This is a genomic window from Foetidibacter luteolus, from assembly GCF_009650435.1.
Classification (GTDB): domain Bacteria; phylum Bacteroidota; class Bacteroidia; order Chitinophagales; family Chitinophagaceae; genus Foetidibacter; species Foetidibacter luteolus.
Genome location: NZ_VVIP01000045.1, coordinates 1 through 18,711 on the forward strand (window position 1 = coordinate 1; position 18,711 = coordinate 18,711).

The window sequence follows — 18,711 nt, forward strand, 5'->3', positions numbered from 1 at the left end:
AAGGCCCTGGAACAACTCAAGAGTGGAAAGCCACTATTAGGAAAAGAAGGTGCTTTGGCGCCGTTGTTTAAGTCCTTTCTGGAAGCGGCTCTGGAAGCCGAACTGGAAAGCCACCTACAGCAAAACAGGGAAGTGGAAGTTAACCGTCGCAATGGTCATGGCATTAAGCAGTTACGAACGAGTGAAGGGAGTATGGATTTATCCACTCCCCGTGACCGTTCAGGAAGTTTTGAGCCTGAGATAGTAAAGAAACGTCAAACCATCCTTGCGGATAATCTGGAGCATAAAATCATCGGTTTATATGGACTGGGCATGAGCCTTCGGGATATATCCTCCCACATCAAAGAGATGTATGACAGTGATATCAGCCACAGCGTTCTTTCAGAGATAACAGACAGGGTAATCCCGGCTGTAAAGTTATGGCAGTCCCAGGGGTTGGATGCCTTGTATACCATTGTGTGGCTGGATGCCATGTATTACAAGGTAAAAGATGAAAGCGGGCAGGTTACCACCCGTTGCCTGTATAATGTGCTGGGTATTGACCTGGATGGCCGCAAACACATACTGGGTATGTATGTATCGGAAAGTGAAGGGGCAAAGTTTTGGCTACGCGTTTTAACCGATTTACAGCAAAGAGGGGTAAAGGACATACTGATTGCATGCATAGATAACCTGGGAGGCTTTGAGGAGGCCATCGGCAGTATTTATCCCAAAACAGAAGTACAGAGTTGCATAGTGCACCAGATACGCAACACGCTCAAATATGTGGTATATAAAGACAGCCGGGAAGTAATGACGGATATAAAAAAAATATACCAGGCACCCAATAAACAGGCGGCCGAAATACACCTGGATAAACTGGAACAAAAGTGGAGCAAAAAGTATCCTGCTGTCACCCGTTCGTGGCGAAATAACTGGCATAAGCTAAGCACTTTTTTTAAATACAGTGAAGATATCCGGCGTCTGATATACACAACCAATACCATAGAAGGCTATCACCGGCAGATAAGAAAAGTGACCAAAACAAAGGGTGCCTTTCCCCATGATATGGCGCTGTTGAAACTGGTATACCTGACCACCCAGCGCATTATGGAGAAATGGACAAAGCCACTTCCGAACTGGAGCTTAACCATACAGCAACTGAGCATTATGTTCGAGGGGAGGATGGCCGCAATTTTCTAAAAATTTTTCACGTTCCTTTTTCCGGCCATGGCCGGAAAAAGGAACGTGAAAAATAACCTTGACACAGTTTAAATTACACTCCCCTTCCCGATACTGCAAACTATCTTCCGTGCCCGTTTGGCACTCTTCCGTATGCTTCCCGTTATCTTCCCTGTTTGCATTTTCATCATCCGCAGGTGTAAAGGCAGCTTTTCCCGGTTTCCGGCGGGCTGGCGTGGGGTGGGAAGCCAGTTTTGCCGGTGGCGGGTGGGCCACCGGGCAGGCGTTGGCCATCATCCACCAACCAGGGAATATCATGTTTCGTTAGAGAAGAAGAATGATGGGCCGGGCTGAGGAATAAGCATTGGGCTTTGGTGCGTATGTCCCGAGAGGAACGATTCGGGATCGCACTCTTGTACGCCTTGTTCGCTATGGAGCTTTTGTCGAAGCGTAGGGGCTGGGGGTAGTTCTTATCAACATTTGGGCTATTGGAAACCAGACAAAGCCTGGCAATTATAAGAAATCCAAAGAGCCGCAAGCTAACTCTTTGGATGGCGGGGGCTACTGAAGAATTTTTACAGCAAACCGTAACCAACTATTGCAATATTTAATTTTTTTTCTCATATTGAAGCATAGCTGCTTTTATCATACAACCCTGGAGCCCGTAGTAATCACTGTGAAATCGCTTCGAGAGGGGAAACAGGAAAAGGAAAACTCAGTTTCATTGACGCAATACTGCTATACAAAAACGCGATAGAATAGTACTGAGAATTAATTGGTTGTATATTTTTGATTGTGCGGCTAATACGTCAATACAAACGTTGTGTGCTATTTTAGAGAGACACACTACAACTAATGAAACTATTTGACAAAATATTCAAATCTAACAAGACGACTGAACCAGCGGACTTGACAACTATCACAAGGACAGAAATACTTGAAGGCTTTTGTATTCCAGGGATTATACACAATATGCAATATCACTTTACCGACTTGCAAGTGTATAGTGACGGACTTATTTCTTGTTGGGAAATGGTTGACTTAGCAATGTTTAAGGACAAGTTGAACAAAGGTTGGGTTGTTACATCAATTCCAGACGGAGAAGCAATCTCAATTTTTAATTTAGGACATTGGTATATTGAGCAAGGAGAATGGCAACATACAAAGGAAACACTTTATGACTATGTTTATTCGTTGCTAAAACGCTTAAACCCAACTCTTGAAAATCTTCACAATTATAATGGCAGCAATTCAAAAATGGTCGGTAAGGCAAATGTTGCAAAACATTTTATGCCAGACCCCAAGCCATATTATTATGACGACCCAAATTCATTCTTTCCTAAAAAAATAAATGGAGAGAAGTTTCATATTTTTTATAGAAATGATGATAGGAAAACGTATTTAGCGGAAATGTCAATTTACAAAAGTGGGCACATTGAAATCACAAATCTTCCAACAAAAAAAGATTTCAAGTTTGACGAGTTAAACGCACTTACAAGCATTGGACAAATAACTACAGATTTAAAGATTGGCGAGACAATTACAATTTTAGGATTAGGCTCGTTTAAAGTCAAATCAGGAAACGGCGTTGAAATTAAGTTTAAGCTAAACGAATTTGCGGACAAATTCAATGAATTAAACGGTAGAGAAAATAGTATTGCAAAATGTTCAAGAATTTTTGAAGAATATAAAAAGCAGCCAACAAAAAAAATAAAACAAGAACTTAAAGAAGCTTATGAAGCAGTTCCTGAACATCAAAGAATTTTTGTTGGGACAATGGACACTAAAGACTATGAAGTTCGCCAAATAATTTATGGCGACATTGTAAAAAAAGAATGGGAAGAAGATTATGGCTACGAGTATCCGTATGACGATATGCCTAAGCCAGTTGACGAGTAACAAAACAGCACACAACATTGGGTTTTATGCAAGTTGGGCTTGACCAGCAAACATCAACAAATTGCATAGCCGGGCTGTGGTTCGGGCAGGACAAACAACTTTCAACTTTAGTTCTTAAATTCAACTTTATATTTTCAATAAGCAGCGGTTATCGGCAGACGGATTACTAATTCCCAACCTGCATAAAGCCCTGCTCGTTGTAAGCAACCCCAAAGAAACCCTTCTGTATCTAGGAGACTAATTTAAATCAAAAGTTTTAATGGTTATAAACGAAAGCAAATTTTTTAGAGATACAAAAAGTCACGAAGGACTAAAATTTATTTTAGAGAATTTTTCTGACCAGCTAAAGTCGAAAGATAACCCAATTTTTATCTCTCACAAACATGGTGAAGCACAATATGTATATCGGTTGAAAGAGTTATTAAAAAAATATGGATTTACGGGGTATGTGGATTGGGAAGACGATTCAATGCCAAAAGAAACCTCAGGGGAGACTGCGATGAAAATAAAGAAAAAAATTATTGAAGCCCATAAATTTATATTAATAGCTACAAATGCTGCTATTGAGTCAAAATGGTGTAATTGGGAAATCGGTTTTGCAGATAGCCATAAATATTTAAATCACATTGCATTATTAGCTTTAAAGCCTGATAACAATAATTATAAAGGAGAAGAGTATTTACAAATCTATCCATCAATCCAGACCAGTAGTAATGTAAATGAAAATGCAGATTATTATGTTATTTATCCTGATGGAACTAAAAAAAGTATTCTTGAATGGTTGAAACTTAAATAAGTTAAAAATGAGCAATATTAACGACAATAAAATCAAGCATCTTGAATTTATTCAGTTGACAATAACTAGGATGAATGTAAACTCGTTTTTAGTCAAAGGTTGGCTTGTTACTTTGGTCGCTGCAATCTTCGTCTTATCAGAAAAGGATGCCAATACCAAATTTCTATGGTTTGCCCCTTTTGTTTCAATTCTTTTCTGGATACTAGATGCTTTTTTCATAGTAACAGAACGAAAATATAGATGTTTATATGATCAAGTTAGAACACTAACCGAATCCCAAATTAATTACTCAATGGACGTTTCTAGTTTTGAAGGTGGTAAGAATAGTTTTTTCAGATGTTTGCTTTCATTGACACTCCTTTTGTTTTACCCAATTATTATAGCTGCTTCCATTTTAGCATCATCATTTATAAATCAATAACATGGCCAGAAAAGTATTTTTTAGTTTTCATTATGACAGGGATATTTTCAGGGTATCTCAAGTAAGGAATAGTAACATCATAAAAGGACAATATCAGCAAACCCAGTTCTTAGATCATGCAGACTGGGAAGCTGTTCGAAGAAACGGAGACGCTTCAATAAAAAGATGGATTGATGGGCAATTTGAAGGCTCGACAGTAACATGCGTACTAATTGGAAATGAAACTAATTCAAGAAAATGGGTGCATTACGAAATTGAAAAAAGCATTGAAAGAAAAAATGCAATTCTGGGAATTTACATAAATGAAATGAAAAGTATAAATGGCGCTACCGACTTCCGAGGTGTTAATCCTTTTGATTCGCATAAAATTGGATACAACTCTTTAACAAATGTAGCTCCGACATATTCCTGGGTTTCTGGAGATGGCTATTTAAACTTTGGAAAATGGATCGAGACAGCAGTAAATTCGTTTAAACAGATTAATTCCTTTAGAGGTTCTTGACACAATACAAGGGGCATGCTCACAACATTGGTATTGCCAATAGTGAGGCTTGACATTGGAACAATCAGCAGCGGTAATTTTGTTGTACTGTAGTTCGGGGCTTGACGAATAAAGCCCAGCTTTAGTTCTTAATATTTTAACTTTATCAAAAGGCCAGGCAGCGGTTCCGGCCGACGAATATAAAATTCCCCACTATCGGCAATACCTGATCGTTGCCTGCAATTTTAATCAAACCTCTGCATTATGGGTACTTCTGACACCAATAAAGAGAAAAAACAGTTTTTTTCGGTAGAAGCTAACAAAGCTATAATTGGTGGAGCCATAGCGATACTGCTTAGTCCTATTTCGATTGTCATAGCCTATTACTTAGGTCAACGATTAGACGCGCCAAAGCTTGAAATAACGAACGTTGAACAAATCTTTGATTATAAAAAACAGGAAAAGCTTTTCCTGCCCGATTCTATATCCAATCCTATAAAAAGTAACCAACAAGTCATACTTCTATTAGAACAAGAAGCCTTAGAGGATGTTGCTACCTACGACAGTTTAGATAATGTAGATGCAAAAGATATGGTAGTTGGCTTAGGTAACGTAAAAGGCAAACTTTTATTTTCAAGAAAAGCACTTGAAACAAATTTGGAACGTGTAAGGGCTTGGGATGGAAAATCGGAAATCCAATTAACAGCGGTTGACTTGGCTAACTATTTAGGAAACCGCTCTTTAGAAGATTTAGTTACTACAAATAGGAACCAAGCTATAAACATCCTTTCAAACTTCATCAACACAATAAATGATAGAGTTAGAGAAATTGACACATACATTCAGTACATCAAACCATATTCTCAAACAAAAATGGACTCAATCAGAACTGGTTCCGTAGTATTCAAAGTGGGCATTTTAAACTCCGGCAACACCGATGCGGTTGCCTTTCCAAAATGTCAAGTGAATTTCAATTCAAATGTTTTGAACTATGAATCGGCGCCAAATAAGGATAATTATGCTCTAATAAAAGCTCATACTTTTCAAATGGTGTATTATCGTCTTTCAACCGCAGAAAACAAAAACAGCACATTAGATGAATGGAAAGCAATTGTGTCTAATCACAATGCACAATCCTTTAGTCTTACAATTCCCACATCATACAAGGAGCTTGAGCACAATTCTGAATTGAAATCCAAATAAAACTGTAGGCCATAGGCGGTCTTGCGTCAGCGGGTGGCGACCAATAACACTTCAGCGGCAGGAACGCTACTCATCTTCAGTTTCGGCAGAGGGAACGCAGGTGAGCAACAATTCATATTTTGTATATTAGTTCAACTATCGGCTGCGGTTCAGGGGCGACCGAACACGGAATGCCCCTTCGAATGCAAAGCCGAAAAACGTTGGTAGCAATTTTTTTGGACACTTACACTTCAATTTTAAAAATGTGAATCATGCACGACTTTTTAAAGCAATATGAAGATGTTATCGGGTTTGTCAACGTAATTGCTCTATTGGTAGGTTTTATCGGATTTGTAATAACCATTTATCAGTTGAGAAGCAGTGCAAAAGATTCAAGAAAAATAAGTGACATTGCTCAATCTTTAAAAGAGCAATTAATCGAATTTAAAAATCAAAATGCTGAACTGACTGTTATTAAAGAATCTCTTTCGACAAAATATATTGGACTATTTCCAGACTTTGTTGGCTATACAGTTGAACTTCTCGAAGGTGCAACAAGAAAGATGGAAATTGTTTGCGACTTTCCGTGCTATTCCTATTTTTCAGACTATAAGCAATATATTGAGTATACAAATGTGCTGAGAGAGAAGAAAGCTTCAAATATACAAATACAACTTACTTGTCCTAATGCCATCAATAGACAAAAATTGGTAACAAAGCAATTCAGGGCGACAGAACAAAATTGGAAAAATAGAAATGAGATAAAGGATAAATTAATTGAGTTTATTCGGAGAGAAAGAGTTGACAAAACGTTTGATGAGATGACTATTGATGATTTCAACTCATACATTGGAGACATAAATTCAGATACCTTGAAAACAACTTTTAAAAATAATTATTTCGAGGTTGACCAACAATTACCTGTTTACTATTGGATAGTTGACGATGCACGAGCCGTTTTCTCTATACCGAGCTTTACAGAGTATGACCGAGAACAAGGGTTTCTTACCAACGATGCAAAATTGATTAATGCTTTAAAGATGATTAATGTAGAGCTGCAGTCAAAAAAGTAAAACTGCCACCAACATATAGGGCTTAAACGAAGCGGAGCGCAGCGGAGGTTCGATTTAAGCCTATGTTGACTAGCCTACACCGCAGGATTGCGGGGAAGCTACGGTAGCCGTGCAGATTAGTTATGGATTTTGAATGAAGCAAATGCCTGCATTGTAAAGATGCTGAGGGGTTTACCGGGTTGTTAATGTCAGCATTGTCCCTTCTCCGCACAGTCTCCGCTCCGGGACTTTGCGGCAGGGATGGGCAGCATGATACAATCAATCCCCTACCCGGGCTGCAAAGCCGCCCAAACAACCAACCGATGAAGTGATTGCGACGCAACGAAGATGCCACAGGGCTATGTCGCTGGTATCATGAAAAGGCAAGTGGGGAGTGGGAAATGGCGAGTGGGAAGCGGAGGATCAATACAACCTTCCTTCCCCGAAAAGTGTCCCACCCGAAGCCCTTCTCCGCAGCAGTCTCCGGCACGGCACCTTACATGGGGCAGAGTATATTCTAAGAAGAATAATAATTACCTTACGGAAAGCTCCCAGGTTTAAAGCATAACCAAACACGAAATAATTATGAAAAGAAGCATGCTTATTTCAGGAATGATCATCTCCTCACTTTCTTTGTTTGCACAAAACACCTCAAACACAGCCGGGCAACCTTCAGTAAGGTTGTATGTGTTTGACGGGGGCATACTTGAAAATATGGATCCAAAAAGTTTTGGACTAAAAAATGAGGAAGTATCTACCACCCGTATGTCAGCGCCATGCTATCTTATCACTCATCCAAAAGGCACCTTGATGTGGGATACGGGGTCAGTGCCGGATACCGCCTGGACGTACACCGGGTCACCTGTTCAATACACATTTATGGAAGATGACTACCGGCAAGACATTACCCTGAACAAACCTTTGATGCTACAGTTAAAAGCTGTGGGCTACCCGCCTGCTAACATTACCTATCTTGCCCTGTCACACAAGCACTTTGACCATATAGCCAATGCAAATGACTTCGTTAATGCAACGTGGCTCGTAAGACAAAATGAGTTGGATGACATGTTTCCCAAAGATTCTGCCGGTGTTGAAAAGCCTTCGAATTATCCCCATCTCCGAAACAATAAAAGAATTATTCTTGATACAGATGAATTTGATGTTTTTGGAGATGGAACTGTAATTATTAAATCGGCGCCGGGCCACACAGTCGGCCACCAGGTTTTATTCGTACGGCTGAGCAAGCATGGAAATATTATTTTATCGGGGGATCTTTACCACTTTCCCGAGCAAAGGCCGCTAAACAGGTTTCCGGGACGTGAATTTAACCAGGAGCAATCCCGCGATTCGAGACTTACAATTGATTTATACCTGAAAAAAATGAATGCAGAACTTTGGATTCAGCATGATTTTGCAGCAAACCTTAAACTCAGGAAAGCCCCGGAATATTACGAGTAGCGTAACCAGGCATTCAGCAAGGCGTGCCCGGTGCAAACCCCTTCACTGGCGCAAGTATAAGCCGTATGGCCTGGTGTATGGCTACTTGTGCCGACGTGCCACCCGGGTCTGAAAAGCCGCCCAAAGAACCAACCGATGAAGTGATTGCCAGCCAACCCTATTATTTTATTTTGGTGCTGGCGAATCTCCTTCGTCGATTTGCGACGCAAGGGACGATACCATGAAATACCGTCGCTGGTATCATGAAAAGGCAAGTGGGGAGTGGTGAATGGCGAGTGGGCGTGGAGAATCAGAACAACCCTCCTTTAACCGGCTAAGGCTGCCAATTTTATAACATCCTGCTGCCGTGCTACTCAACAACAAACTTATACCCCCTGCCCGGAACGTTAATAAACTTAATGGAACTATCGCCACTTAATTTTTTACGCAGTTTAGAAACCAGTACATCCACATTTCTGCTGATGACGACGAGGCCTTTATCTTCCCAGATTTCTTTCATCAGTTGTTCCCTTTCCACGATCTGGTTACTATTTTCTGCAAATATTTTCAGTGCCTTTGTTTCTTTTTCTGAAAGCGTAATCGTGTCATTCTCTGTTTTCAGCACATTATTATCGGCATAGAACCGGAAGCTTCCCAGTTGTATATAATCAGTAGTGTCAACAACCGGTTCTTTGGCGTCTTTTTTACCAAACTTATTTTTTACATACAAACCAACCAGGCTCAACGGAACAATTAACAGCAACAACCAGGAGAAATTAGATGGATCCTTCTTCAAAAAATCAATTTCAACAATATAACAACCCACTTCCAGCTTACGGCCTCTACAACCTTTTAAATCACCTGTATGACTGTTTATTTCAAAGGCAAAGACCGTTTCATTTTGTTTACAATTCTTCAGGCTCACTATGTACTCTGTCGGCAGGGCATTTTTCTTAAATGTCCGCTGCACTAAATTGATGAGGGTATCCGAAATCAATCTGAAGTCTTGCTGAAAGGATACCTGATAGGTGCTTTCACCTGTTTTCTTTATTGGCAGCACCCGGGAGGTAGAATCGTTGGCTGCAAGCAGAAGCTGATGCCCTAAATTACGCAATACCACTTCTACATGCTTTTCTGGGGTTTCATGCTGGCTACTGATAAATGCAACCGCAAAAATCAAAAGAATAATCAGCAGGGCTGAAGATCCAATCAACGTAAATGGCTTCATGCGTGCAAAATACTTCATTCGGCTTCGGTTTCAGGCGGGTTTACAAACGTTTTACGCGTCTTTTACATCTTTTTACAGCTAAAACTCTTCCCGGGTGGTGGCGCCGGATATCTTTACTCTATTGTTTCACCCAATCAAATTGTAGCCATGAATTCTTATATCCTCGCTTTTTTGCTCCTTTTCACGTTTACTTCATTTCAGTCAGGCTTAAAAAGAGAGATGGCTGGCCCTGCAAAGATCGTTTTTAAATCTACAGATGACGGACAAACCTGGCAGGACATCAGCGGAGGCCTGCCAAAAGATTTGCGTGAAGACAGCATCCGGGGAAATAGCATTTTTTTAAATGATAAAGGGCTGTTTCTACGGGTCGGAAACGGACTCTATCACAACAAACCAGATGCTATGCCTCCTTTCTGGACGAAAGAAGTTTTACCCGGCGGGGATAGCAGCATTGCCGCCGGTAACAACGGTATACCTGCCAACAACTACTGGGGTGTAAATTTGACAACAACAAACGGAACGAGTGTATGGTCGCCGATGTTCGGCAATTCTTCTGAACCACGCTTGCGCAGCGTTTTTGAGACTGCCGGAGGCGCCATTTTCATCGGCACCGACAGAGGCTTTTTTAAAACTGCTGACAAAGGAAAAACATGGAAACATGTTTATGCCGGAGGCTGGGCAGGGAATTTTGCCGAGTCGGATGGGGTACTGGCGTCTACCAGTAAGAGAAAGATAATAATATCCACTGACAATGGCGAAACCTGGAATCCGGCAATGAGTGAGGACGGTGTGGCCTGGGATATAAAACCGATCAAAGGAGGATTCGTTGCTATCACTTCTGATTCAGCGTCGAATACCAGGAGGCTAAGTACATCCTACGACGGCGGCAAAACCTGGCAATCCATTCATTCCAGCCTGCAGGACAAAGTTGTTATTGATTCAATATGGCGCACCTGGGATGACCGCCCCCGTGTGCAAGCCTTCATGACTTCAAGTATCCAGGTTGGTGAAAACTTCTTTTGTACCCATCCTGGCGGCATCTTCAAATCATCAGACAAGGGAAAAACATGGAAATTGCTGCTTCCTTCTATAGAAGGTAAGGTCTTCGGTTTATTTGTTTCGGGTAATGTGATCTATGCCATACGCAGCAAGGGAGGATGTTGAACATCAAAGCGTATTTGTGGGGTGTGGGGGCATGCACCGCGGTACACAGGATACAAAAAAAAGAAATGCCTTAAACTGATCTGATTTATCAAGAGATATACTCATGTTAATTAAAACTACAAAAAATATGAAAAAAGCTATTTATGCGCTGATCTTGCCGCTGGTTGTGGTAAGCGGACTGGTATTTGCCAATCGAGAAATTAAAAATGAAAAGTCTGAAAAATCAACCCCAAAGCCACTCTCTGCTGCTGAAAGGGAAGCCGAAGTAAAAAAATGGGAGGCTACCCCTGGTGGTATAGCGTACAAAAAATGGAAAGCGTCTCCCGAAGGTGAAAAAGTGCTTGCCAGTGCTGCTAAAATAAGCAAGCATATCAGTGATTCTACTGGTATGGAAGCTGTTGTAACCTCTCTTTCTCTTCCGCCAGGCTCACGATTAGGTTTTGGAGTGATGGCCAGGATTAATGGTGACGATTACATTCTCAGTTTCGGGGCATTAAAGTCCCATGAATTCCAGCAATTGCATGGCCTGAAGGTTAACGACAAAATAATTATCAGAAGCCATGGTGTATCACACGCACCCAAGTATTCATATCCAATAGTATCGGGCGACTATGTAGAACGAGACAGTAAAATAATGTATAAACGTGCTCCCAGCAAAGGCGGTTGCTGAGTAAACAAATGATGAAATCCGCACATATGCCTGCGTTGTTCCTGGTGTTTGTTTTTCACACATCCTCCTGCGGGCAAAATCAAACAAACGTCCACAAGATAATTGAAGAGCAGGATGAGGATAAGGCGCCACAAGCCTCATTATGAGTATAACATACAAGGCGTACCCCGAATGCTGCGGGATGCTGGTTTTGTTGCTCAATAAAGATGTAGAGTACAAGTGAGTGACACAACCAAAGCCCGATAGTAGCTATTCTGCCAAGGCCATAAACAAGATAATGCCGCAGCTTTGCTGCGGCATTAAATTTTAACATGCGGCAATATGCTTTTTCACGAACTTTCGCAGTATGAAAAACCTGTTACTTTTCATACTGCTGTTGGCAACGTTGGCCGGTCATGCACAATACAACCCGGAGGCTATTAACAAAAAAGCGGTTGCCATTTACGAGAAAGCCATTACACAGTTGCAGGACGGACAGGTAAAAGAAGCCATACCTACCTTGCAGAAAGCAATAGAACTGGATGGCAATTATGTGGATGCGTATCTTTCGCTGGCGGGTGTTTACGCGGAGTTGAAACAGTACGATAAATCAGTAGAGCTATACAACAAAGGAAGGAATATTGACACAGGTTATTTTCGTTTCTTCTCCCTACCCTACTCTACCAGCCTTGCCGCTACAGGAAAATTTTCAGAAGCCTTAAATGCTGTGAACAATTTTCTTTCTACACCCAATCTTAATGAGCGCAACCAGCAGAATGGCCTGCGCAAAAAAAGGAGCTACGAATTTGCTTTACAATACGCGGCAAGCCATGCTGATGATGGCTATGTTTTCTCGCCACAAAATATGGGAGACAGCATCAACTCATCCACGCATGAATACTACCCCTCTTTTACCATTGACGACAGCATTTTTGTTTTTACCCGCAAGGGCGAAGGCATACGGGAAAACTTTATGGAAAGCATGCTGAAAGACACGGGTTATTATAAAGCGCAGGTTATTGACGGCAATATAAACATGGAGCCATCCAAAGGCGCTATCAACATATCGCAGGACGGGGAATGGCTGCTGTTTGCCGGTTATTTTCAACAACAGGGTTTTGGCAATTTTGATATTTACATTTCTTACAGCACACCTGAAGGATGGAGCGACCCGTTTAACCTGGGAGGCAATATTAATACAGAATTCTGGGAAAGCTCCCCAAGCCTTAGCCCTGATAAAAACACTTTATATTTTAGCAGCGACAGACCCGGGGGCTTTGGCGGTAAAGACCTTTATGTAAGTTACCGCCAGGCCAATGGTAAATGGGGCGCCGCGGCTAATATGGGGCCACTGGTTAATACCAAAGGAGATGAACTGGCGCCTTTTATACATGCCGATAACCAAACGCTGTACTTTACTTCTGACGGATTGCCCGGCTATGGTGGTTTCGACATTTTTGTATCACGTAAAGACAGCACAGGCAAGTGGGCCACACCGGAGAACATTGGCTACCCTGTAAACACGGTAGACAACGAAGGCAGCCTGTTTATTGCCTCTGACGGAGTAACAGCTTATTACGCCGCCGATGGCGCCGATACCCGCGGCGGGCTTGACTTATACAAATTCAAGTTAAGGCCATCTGTACGGCCGCTGCGTACTTTATATGTGCAGGGCTATGTGCTGGACAGTAAAACAGGCAACGGCCTGCCTTCATCAGTGGATTTATTTGACGACAAAACACAGCAGCCTGTTACGCACCTGCAAACGGATGAAACGGGCTTTTACTTTATAACATTGCCTTTTGGCAAAGACTATACGTTTTTGGTAAACCGTAAGGGATACCTGCTGTACAGCGATGTTTTCAGGCTGGCAACCCAGGCTGACAGCACTTACAAAAAAGACATTCTGTTATCGCCCATCAGCGTTAACAGTTCAGTTACGCTAAAGAACATTCATTTTAAAACCAACTCTTACCAACTTGAACCGGTAAGCCTGATAGAACTTGATAAACTTGTGTTGCTGCTAAAAGACAACCCTACTATTACAGCACAGGTAAATGGCCATACCGACAACACGGGCGCCGATGCCAGTAACCTTAAACTTTCTGAAAGCCGATCAAAAGCGGTGGTTGATTATCTTACCTCAAAAGGCATTGCCGCCAACCGCCTTAAATGGAAGGGATTTGGGGCATCCAAACCTGTAGCGGATAACAATACAGAAGAAGGCAAGGCTAAAAACAGGCGCACAGAGTTTGTAATTACGGGATTGTAACAAATAATTATTGACCGCGGAGAGCTGTTAATTAGCCCTGCGCTACTTTTAAAGCGAAGCCAAATTCGCTCCCTTCATTCAATTTACTGTTTACCCATATACGGCCACCCTGCGCTTCAATAAACTCTTTGGAGATGGCAAGGCCCAGGCCTGTACCTGTACGCTCATGCGTACCTGGCACTTTAAAGTAACGGTCGAAAATGCGGGAGAGATATTTTTCATCAATACCCCGCCCCTGGTCTTTAACAGTTACCTCAACCACGCCATTTTGTTGTACTGCTGTTATGAGTATACCGGCAGATTCGGGCGAGTATTTGATAGCGTTGGTTAGAAAATTAATAAGCACCCAGGAAGTTTTTTCAACATCCGCATTTATCTCGGGTATGCCGGCAGCAATGCTTGTTTTGATACTGATATACTTTTGCTGTGCCTGCAACAGGGTTGCCTGTACCGCCTTTTCTATCATGCTTTCCACAGAGGCAGGCTGCATGCGCAATTGTATATTGCCTGTTTCCACCTGGCTCATATTCAACAGTTCACCGGTTATTTTAAGCAGCCGGTCAGCATCATCTGTAATGCTCTGAATAAGTTCATGCTGCTCGTTATTTAAAACACCAACCCTGTTATCCGTCAGCAGGCGTGCACTCATTTTTATAGATGACAAAGGGGTCTTTAACTCATGCGATACCGTGGCAATGAAATTAGTTTTTGCCTCGTTCAGTTCATGAAAAGGGGTAATGTTACGCAGCACAATAACCTGCCCTATTACCTGCGCCTCATTTTTTACCTCAAATACATCTTTCGAAAAATAGCTTTCCTTATTATCTGCGTAAATCTTTAATTCCTTTTTACTTTGCCCATCCTGCAACAGTGTACGCATAAGGTCGTTCTTAACCGCTATATCAGCAGCATACCTGCCCACGATATCCTTTTCACGTATCCCTAATAATCCCTCTGCAACAGCATTGATAAAAAGCACATTGTTGCCTTCGTCAAAACCAATAATTCCATCCTTCATCTGGTTAATGATGGTTTCAATGCGGCTCTTCTCAAACTTTATCTTGGCAAGGTTGCTGCTTTCATAATCATCCAGTTTTTGCGCCATGCTGTTAAAGGCATTGGCCAGTTCGCCAAACTCGTCATGTTGCTCCAGGTGAATGCGCTTCTGGTAATTCTTTTGTGCTATGGCCGTAATGCCTTCCGCCAATGCACGAATGGGCCTTGAAATAACGGAAGGAAAATTAACCGCTAACGTAAACGCAATCAACGCCAGTATGGAAAAAATAATAGTTAGCCAGGTGGTGGCGGTTTCCGCTGTTTCTTCCGCGGCTTTACTTTTACGCATAATGGCCTGCTGGTTAAGCAGGTTAATTACCTGCAGGCTTTGGCGTACCTCCGGGTAGTTGGAAGAGTCATCCGGGTGTAGCCGTAGTTCTTCAAAACTCTTTCTCAGCAAAACAGTGGCTTCTTTTTCTCCGGGCTCGGTAATGTTTGCTTCCTGTTTCGTGATGTTTGAATCTATGATGGCGTAAGCCTGTGGGTTAGTTTTTGTTTCGTCCAGCGCTTTTAAAATATTGTTACAGTACATCAGCGTTTCATGGTTATTCTTTAACACATGGGCTGAGTCATTTCTTAAGCGCATGAAAGAGATGATACTCAACGTACCAAAAACGAGTATCACCACAAAGAGAAAACCTATGCCTAACGAAAGTTTTGTTTTTAATCGCATAGCCTTAATTATGAATGGCGGGCAGCGAGTAGCGAATGGTGAACAGGTGGCTGCACCCATTCACTGTAAACTACCCGCCACCCACTAACTTAATATTACAATATCAATATCTGCCGCGGATAACTTGTTGAGCAACTGGTTAAACACCGCCGTACTGCGTATAATGTTGAATATGTTTAGGTGGGGCTTACCTATGCATATTGTTGTTATCTTTTTTTGCTCTGCTGTTTCAATAATGCCGCGGGCAATATTGCCTTGTTTAGTCTTTATAACCTCAGCCCCCAACTCTGTTGCCAATTTAAAATTATTGATTAAATGCCTTTGCACCGCCAGCCCTATTTTATCCGCATGCTCCCTTGGGGTTTGTACATATAGCACAAACCATTTGGCGCCATAGTAAGATGCCAGCCTTGCCGTTTTACGTATAACTGCCTTTGCAATTTCGTGGTTACTGCTGATGCAGGCCATAAAGCGTTCCTGCCTGGCCTGCACATTACGCGGAATTTCAGTTTCTATTTTACGTTCTACCTGCGATGCTACTTCTTTTAAAGCAAGCTCCCGCAATTGTAAAATTTTCTCGCCCTGGAAAAAGTTTTTCAGCGCTATCTGTATTTTTTCCGGGGTATATATTTTCCCTTCTTTAAGCCGGGTTATTAACTCATCCGCGGTTAAATCTATGTTCACCACTTCATCCGCCTGCTGCAATACACTATCAGGAATGCGTTCCGCAACATCAACGCCGGTTATTTCTTTTACTTCTTCATTCAGGCTTTCAATATGCTGAATATTAACAGCACTGATAACATTAATACCTGCATCAAGTATATCCATTACATCCTGCCAGCGTTTTTCATTTTTACTGCCCTCTATATTAGTGTGTGCAAGTTCATCCACAATCACCACCTCCGGGTGCAGGTTTAATATAGCCTGCACATCCAGCTCGTCAAGTTCTTTTCCTTTGTAAAAAAGTTTTCTCCGCGGTATTACAGGCAACCCTTCCAGCAAGGCATGCGTTTCTTTACGGTTATGTGTTTCAATGTAGCCGATCTTTACATCAACACCGTTGCGCAGAAGCGTTTGCGCTTCCTGCAACATCCGGAAAGTTTTACCCACACCGGCGCTCATGCCAATGTAAATTTTAAACTTGCCCCGCCGCGACTTACGAATGAGGTCTAAAAAATTTTCCGGGTTACCTGGTTCTGGCTCTGGCATAAGTAAAACAATTTCTTCTTATAAATTTACCGCCAGGGAAGTAGTTATAAAACCGTTCACGCCGGTTAAACTATTATCTGCCCTGGCAAAATATTTATCCTGTCCTTTTAATATACGGTACTCCGTGCGCCAAACTGCATTACCCGCAATCAGCCTGTCGTAATTAATACTCCAGCCAAAAGTTTTAAAACCGTTAGCTGTACCAGAAGCTACAATTACTCCGTTAGCATCACTGTAGTATTCGCCCCTTATAGCCAAAGCATTTTTATCATCGGCATTAATTCTCAACATTACCACAGGGGAGTACCAGTTATTCATCCTGCTGCTGCCTTTTGCCTTTTGTTCCATACCATAGTCAAACCCGGCAATAATTCCAAGCTGTTTACTTACCTGGAATATGCCGTAAAAATTATGGAAATACCGCATCTGCTTAATACTATCAGGCTTATCATTACCAATAAAGGTGCTGTAGTTAAGGGCTACTTTATCAGAAGGTTTATACGTTACCTGCGTTCCAAAAGCAGGCGTTGTATTGCCGTTTACCCTTGTTATTCTTTGCCATCCATTAAGGTACATAGCACTCAAAAACCATTTGTCATTATTGGATGTGTAACTCATTTTAGCACCGCTTTCAAAATAGGGAGAGTTTTCAGCAGGAATGCTCCTGGTAAGTGTCCAGCAGTCTTTGCTAATAGCGCTTTCAAATCCTATATGCGATGGAAAAATACCCGCGTCTATCCACAGGTTACCGGTTTTCGAAATTTTTACACCAGCATTGGCTTCGTATATATTCCTTAGCACGCCTGGTTCCGCGGCATAGTTGGCATTTATGTAGCTACCCACCGCCAGCGAAAGGTTAGCCCTCACTTTATCCATATTGTAAGCGGCCTTAACAAAACCAAGGTTAAGGTTAACTTCATTGTTCCTGTTATGGCTGTACAGAAAGTATGATTTGTTATTATTGGCGGGCCTGTTAAAATCGTAGCTGTAATAAGCCTCCACGTAGCCCCCGATTGTTAAAGGGTTATGTTTAGTGCTATCCTGTGCACACACATATCCTGTGGCAAGTATAGCCGCACATACAATCAAAGATTTTTTCATTTGTCCTGTTGTTAATTTCTGCTCTTAAAATATTGTTCGTCCGTTTGGTTTATGACGTCAATGGTGAATAGTGAATGGTGAATAAGAATCTCAACTGCTTTTTATGATCCCAGCTTTGATATTTACTTCGCTATTCATTTTATTTTTACATCAATAAAGGCCGCAATAATTTCATGATACAAGCTTCGGCCTTTCATGGGATCATCGTTGCGTCGCAATCACTTCATCGTCCGGTATTTCATGGCGACTTTTCAGACCCAGACAGATGATATCGAACAAGGAATTTTGAATGAAGAAGTTGGTACACTACTCACCACTCACCACTCACTATTTCATCTCATCCAAAGCCACATTCAGCTTTAACACATTTACTTTCTCCGGCCCCATAAAACCCAGTAAAGGCTTTACCGTTTGTTGCTCTACCAATGCCAGAATTTTTGCTTCGTCAATATGCCTTGTAGCAGCAATACGCTTTACCTGAACTTTGGCTGCCGCCGGGGACAAATCAGGGTCTAAGCCACTGCCTGACGCGGTTACCAGTTCCGCAGGTATCTGTTCTTTTTTAACACCGGGGTTATGCACCAGGAAGCTATCAATCCTGTCTTGTACAATCTTCAGGTAATCAGGGTTAGACGGGCCTTTATTAGAACCGGCAGAACCGGCTGCATTATAATCAACCGCAGAGGGACGGCCCCAGAAGTATTTGTCCTCCGCAAACTTTTGGCCCACATTGGCATAACCAATCACTTTACCGTTAACCGTAATAGTTTCACCCCTGCCCTGCCCGGGGGTTAGTTTGCCAACTGCTGCAATTAATACTGGATAGATAACCGCAGTAACAATAATAAAGACTACGGTGAGTTTCAATGATGGAAGAATATATCGTTTCATAAAATGTTTTTTTGCTGAGTAAAGAATAAAGCGTAC

16 protein-coding genes are annotated in these 18,711 nt (G+C 41.9%); 11 read left to right on the forward strand and 5 right to left on the reverse strand.

Annotated features, from left to right (window positions below):
- The 8 genes from F0364_RS14340 to F0364_RS14375 form a co-directional block, all read left to right on the forward strand.
- A partial coding sequence (locus F0364_RS14340; RefSeq protein ID WP_153798483.1) for an IS256 family transposase occupies nucleotides 1–1,182 on the forward strand: 1,182 nt, incomplete at its 5' end.
- Between the two features lie 834 nt (nucleotides 1,183–2,016).
- The gene (locus F0364_RS14345; RefSeq protein ID WP_153798484.1) at nucleotides 2,017–3,060 is read left to right on the forward strand and encodes a DUF7638 domain-containing protein; all 1,044 of its coding nucleotides are present in this window, start codon (nucleotides 2,017–2,019) and stop codon (nucleotides 3,058–3,060) included.
- A 259-nt stretch (nucleotides 3,061–3,319) separates the two neighbouring features.
- Entirely contained in the window at nucleotides 3,320–3,856 is a 537-nt protein-coding gene (locus F0364_RS14350; RefSeq protein WP_153798485.1) for a toll/interleukin-1 receptor domain-containing protein, read from the forward strand.
- 7 nt (nucleotides 3,857–3,863) lie between these two features.
- Nucleotides 3,864–4,277 (forward strand): hypothetical protein, encoded by a 414-nt coding sequence (locus tag F0364_RS14355; protein WP_153798486.1) that lies wholly within the window; start codon nucleotides 3,864–3,866, stop codon nucleotides 4,275–4,277.
- A gap of 1 nt (nucleotide 4,278) precedes the next feature.
- A complete protein-coding gene (locus F0364_RS14360) occupies nucleotides 4,279–4,779 on the forward strand; it encodes a TIR domain-containing protein (protein WP_153798487.1) in 501 nt (166 codons plus the stop codon).
- Nucleotides 4,780–5,022: 243 nt separating this feature from the next.
- The gene (locus F0364_RS14365; RefSeq protein WP_153798488.1) at nucleotides 5,023–5,961 is read left to right on the forward strand and encodes a hypothetical protein; all 939 of its coding nucleotides are present in this window, start codon (nucleotides 5,023–5,025) and stop codon (nucleotides 5,959–5,961) included.
- A 251-nt stretch (nucleotides 5,962–6,212) separates the two neighbouring features.
- Entirely contained in the window at nucleotides 6,213–7,013 is an 801-nt protein-coding gene (locus F0364_RS14370) for a hypothetical protein (protein ID WP_153798489.1), read from the forward strand.
- Between the two features lie 564 nt (nucleotides 7,014–7,577).
- A complete protein-coding gene (locus tag F0364_RS14375; protein ID WP_153798490.1) occupies nucleotides 7,578–8,450 on the forward strand; it encodes an N-acyl homoserine lactonase family protein in 873 nt (290 codons plus the stop codon).
- A 349-nt stretch (nucleotides 8,451–8,799) separates the two neighbouring features.
- On the opposite strand, the gene F0364_RS14380 is transcribed toward F0364_RS14375, so the two are convergent.
- On the reverse strand, nucleotides 8,800–9,675 hold the full coding sequence (locus F0364_RS14380) for a winged helix-turn-helix domain-containing protein (RefSeq protein ID WP_153798491.1): 876 nt from the start codon (nucleotides 9,673–9,675) through the stop codon (nucleotides 8,800–8,802).
- Nucleotides 9,676–9,804: 129 nt separating this feature from the next.
- On the opposite strand from F0364_RS14380, the gene F0364_RS14385 reads away from it, so the two are divergent.
- From F0364_RS14385 to F0364_RS29370, 3 genes are all read left to right on the forward strand, one after another.
- The gene (locus F0364_RS14385) at nucleotides 9,805–10,821 is read left to right on the forward strand and encodes a sialidase family protein (protein WP_153798492.1); all 1,017 of its coding nucleotides are present in this window, start codon (nucleotides 9,805–9,807) and stop codon (nucleotides 10,819–10,821) included.
- A 127-nt stretch (nucleotides 10,822–10,948) separates the two neighbouring features.
- Complete coding sequence (locus F0364_RS14390) at nucleotides 10,949–11,491, forward strand: hypothetical protein (RefSeq protein ID WP_153798493.1); 543 nt, start codon at nucleotides 10,949–10,951, stop codon at nucleotides 11,489–11,491.
- Nucleotides 11,492–11,837: 346 nt separating this feature from the next.
- Nucleotides 11,838–13,742, forward strand: coding sequence for an OmpA family protein (locus F0364_RS29370; protein ID WP_153798494.1), 1,905 nt, complete (start codon nucleotides 11,838–11,840; stop codon nucleotides 13,740–13,742).
- A gap of 31 nt (nucleotides 13,743–13,773) precedes the next feature.
- Here the strand turns inward: F0364_RS29370 and F0364_RS14400 are convergent, their stop codons facing one another.
- The 4 genes from F0364_RS14400 to F0364_RS14415 all read right to left on the reverse strand — a co-directional run bounded on the left by F0364_RS14400 (nucleotide 13,774) and on the right by F0364_RS14415 (nucleotide 18,675).
- The gene (locus F0364_RS14400) at nucleotides 13,774–15,471 is read right to left on the reverse strand and encodes a sensor histidine kinase (RefSeq protein WP_153798495.1); all 1,698 of its coding nucleotides are present in this window, start codon (nucleotides 15,469–15,471) and stop codon (nucleotides 13,774–13,776) included.
- Nucleotides 15,472–15,555: 84 nt separating this feature from the next.
- Complete coding sequence (locus tag F0364_RS14405; RefSeq protein WP_153798496.1) at nucleotides 15,556–16,683, reverse strand: sensor protein KdpD; 1,128 nt, start codon at nucleotides 16,681–16,683, stop codon at nucleotides 15,556–15,558.
- 18 nt (nucleotides 16,684–16,701) lie between these two features.
- Nucleotides 16,702–17,784: a porin gene (locus tag F0364_RS14410; protein WP_153798497.1), complete on the reverse strand. Its 1,083-nt coding sequence runs from the start codon at nucleotides 17,782–17,784 to the stop codon at nucleotides 16,702–16,704.
- Between the two features lie 327 nt (nucleotides 17,785–18,111).
- Nucleotides 18,112–18,675, reverse strand: coding sequence for a K(+)-transporting ATPase subunit C (locus tag F0364_RS14415; protein ID WP_153798498.1), 564 nt, complete (start codon nucleotides 18,673–18,675; stop codon nucleotides 18,112–18,114).
- Between the last annotated feature and the right edge of the window lie 36 nt (nucleotides 18,676–18,711).